General features: G+C 68.3%; 2 protein-coding genes. Both read left to right on the top strand.

Features of this window, described 5'->3' with window-relative positions; all coding sequences use genetic code 11:
• A partial coding sequence (locus MOV74_RS38025; RefSeq protein ID WP_246932631.1) for an ABC transporter ATP-binding protein occupies positions 1-694 on the top strand: 694 nt, incomplete at its 5' end.
• On the top strand, positions 687-1,466 hold a 780-nt coding region (locus MOV74_RS38020), incomplete at its 3' end, for an ABC transporter ATP-binding protein (RefSeq protein ID WP_246932629.1). The genes MOV74_RS38025 and MOV74_RS38020, both read left to right, overlap by 8 nt.

The following is a 1,466-nucleotide window of genomic DNA, read 5'->3' as shown; positions in this document are numbered from 1 at the left end:
CGCGCTGACCGATGTCACCATGACCGTGCGCCCCGGCGAGCGCCGCGCCGTGCTCGGCTCCAACGGCGCCGGCAAGACCACGCTGTTCAACTGCATCACCGGAGACTTCGCGCCCTCCTCCGGCACCATCCGCTTCTTCGGCGAGGACGTCACGCATTTCCCGCCCTATGAACGCATCCGCCGCGGGCTGCGCCGAACCTACCAGATCTCGGCGCTGTTCCCCGGCCTCACCGTGCAGGACAATGTCTATCTCGCCTGCCGCGGTGTCTCGCGCGGGCGCTTCTCGTTGCTGCGCCCGGGGCAGAACGATGCCTTGATGCATGCGGCCGACAATCTGGTCCAGGCCGTGCATCTTTCCGCCGTGAAGGACCAGCGCGTGGCGGAGCTCGCGCACGGGCAGCAACGCCAGCTCGAGATCGCACTTGCGCTCGCCGGCGCCCCGCGCTTCGTGCTGTTCGACGAGCCGGCCGCGGGCCTGTCGCCGACCGAACGGGCCGAGCTGATCGAGATCCTGACCTCGCTGCCGGCGCATATCGGCTACATCATCATCGAGCACGACATGGACGTGGCGCTCCGCGTCGTCGAGAGCGTCACGATGATGCACAACGGCCGCGTCTTCAAGGAGGGCCTGCCGGAAGAGATCCAGTCCGACCCCGAGGTGCAGGAGCTTTATCTCGGAGGCGGCCATGAATGAGGTCCGCCGCTCTGCCGCCGCGCTCGAAGTTCGCGGGCTCGACGTCTATTACGGGCACTCGCACGCCCTGCAAGGCGTCGACCTCACGCTGGAGAGCGGCGTGTTCTCCGTAGTCGGCCGCAACGGCATGGGCAAGACCACGCTGTGCAAGGCGATCATGGGCCTCGTGAGTGTGAGCGGTGGATCGATCCGCGTTCGCGGCGAGGACGTCACGCGGCGGCCTTCCGCCCAGATCGCCCGGCTCGGCGTCGGCTATGTGCCGCAGGGCCGCCGTCTCTGGCGCTCGCTCAGCGTCGAGGAGCATTTGCGGCTCGCCGGCGGGATGCGCTCCGGGGCCTGGACGGTCGAGCGCATCTACGACACCTTCCCCCGCCTCGCCGAGCGCAAGGATCACGGCGGCGGCCAGCTCTCCGGCGGCGAGCAGCAGATGCTGGCGATTTCGCGCGCGCTGCTCACCAACCCACAGCTCTTGATCATGGACGAGCCGACCGAGGGCCTTGCGCCCGTCATCGTGGCGCAGGTCGAGGAGATGCTGCTGCGCCTGGGGGAAGACGGCGACATGTCCGTGCTCGTGATCGAGCAGAATATCGGCGTCGCCACCGCGATCTCGCGCAACGTCGCGATCATGGTCAACGGCCGCATCAACCGCATCATAGACTCCGCGCGGCTCGCTGCCGACCGCGAGCTTCAGCAGCGCCTGCTCGGCGTTGGGCTTCACGCCGAGCTCGAGCCTGACATCGAGCTCCCCGCGTCCGGCCCCGAGACAAAACCG

This window comes from Bradyrhizobium sp. SHOUNA76, assembly GCF_023006445.1.
GTDB lineage: Bacteria > Pseudomonadota > Alphaproteobacteria > Rhizobiales > Xanthobacteraceae > Bradyrhizobium.
This window is presented reverse-complemented; position numbering and strand designations above follow the sequence as displayed.